Genomic DNA, 1,577 nt, shown 5'->3' with positions numbered 1-1,577 from the left:
AAGATTAAATCTCAACTATTACACATTATAGCAAATTCGTCAGAATCTTCCCTTATTGATTTTTTACAAGCTTCTCCGTTATTTAGTACAAAGCTTGGTATTCAAAGAGATAAAAGTCCTACTAAAAAAATTGAATTATAATCATATCTATTTCTTTAACATCTTATCTAAAAAATCTTTACTCTCTTCCTCTGATAAAAAATCGCTTTTACTTGCATTTCTTGCTTGCATTGCTCAGTACATATCTTCAAACTGATTAAATTTCTCATATTCTTCAGGCGATATAAGGAGTTTGTTGTATTTATTTATAATTACTGGTGATTTTACTGCTTGAGTCATTGATGCTCCAATTTTAATATCTAGCTAATCAATTGTCATGTGATAAAAACGCCTTTTCAATAGGAAGTAACTTTAATTCCGGTAACATCGGCATAATTAAATCTATTCCGGCTTTTTCGTTACTATTACCGTGTACTAATATGAAAGAGCCATCTTGAACTTTTTCGCCTTTAGCAAGCCAAGCATTGCTACCAAGCGGAATAAATCCTAAATCTTTTAGCTTTTCTATTAATGTTTGATCAGAAACTAATCCGGGGAAACGAAAGAAAGGTGACGGAGCAATATTATAACTTACTAATATTTTCCCTGCTTCTAATACTTCATTTTCAAAATCATCTTTATTGGAAAGAAGAAAATTATCTTCAAGAGGTTTATCTTTAAAGTAAGGATGACTAAATGAATGATTAACCCATGTTATTTGTAAATAACCGTTTTCTTGTTGCTTTAATAACCATAAGAACTCTTCAGTATGCTTATTAATCCATAAGCCTGAAACGCATATAGCAATCGGAATAGGTTTATTTAGTTTGCTCGATAATTCTACGAGCTTTTTAAAAAAATCTTCTTCAAAGCTTTTGGAAGAAGGGCACATATCAATTGTCAAGAACTGCCCTTTTACTTTATACATGCTACTCGTAACACCGTAATTTTGCAGTATATAAGGTGCAGAGTTATATTTATTTAAAGCTTTAATATATGGAGTTTTATTTAATTTTTTTAGAAGATTTTCTTTTTCTGTTTTATTCGTAGGTAAAATTACCAGCTCTTGTAAGACTAGCTCAGTTTTAAAAGAATTTGGATCTACTAAAACGAAATATAATTTTTCATTAGACCTCTTGGGGAACTCTACTTCTAGAGGTAATTTGTACGTCGATCCGGTGCTCGAATCCTCACGTATGTCTATATACGCTGCGGTTCTGCGTTCCGTGTCTCCTTCAAATTCCTCTCTATAAGCGAGTTTCTCAAGAGGTCTATTGAAATAAGAACGAATGGCGATTTTCGTCTTTTTATCATGAATTACAGGCAAAAATACCGGTTTATAATCAGTTATAATCGCTGCTTTTTCATCCGCATAGATTAAATTAAAAAACAATATTATAAAAATAAAACTTAAAATATTTCTCATTACTATCCATTCAAGCATTGTTACGTGGACCTGCTTATCCGTCATTGCGAGGAAATTACAAAGTAATTGACGAAGCAATCCAGTTAAAAATTCTGATTTACAGAATTTTTTT

1 pseudogene is annotated in these 1,577 nt (G+C 31.2%); it reads right to left on the bottom strand.

Features of this window, described 5'->3' with window-relative positions:
• Nucleotides 1-367: 367 nt before the first annotated feature.
• Nucleotides 368-1,171: pseudogene (locus tag KYQ89_RS05405) on the bottom strand (polysaccharide deacetylase family protein); the annotation flags it as partial.
• Nucleotides 1,172-1,577: the final 406 nt, after the last annotated feature.

The organism is Rickettsia sp. TH2014 (genome assembly GCF_019249195.1).
GTDB lineage: Bacteria > Pseudomonadota > Alphaproteobacteria > Rickettsiales > Rickettsiaceae > Rickettsia > Rickettsia felis.
Note: the sequence above shows the minus strand (reverse complement) of the source record. Positions and strands in the feature narration are given on the sequence as shown.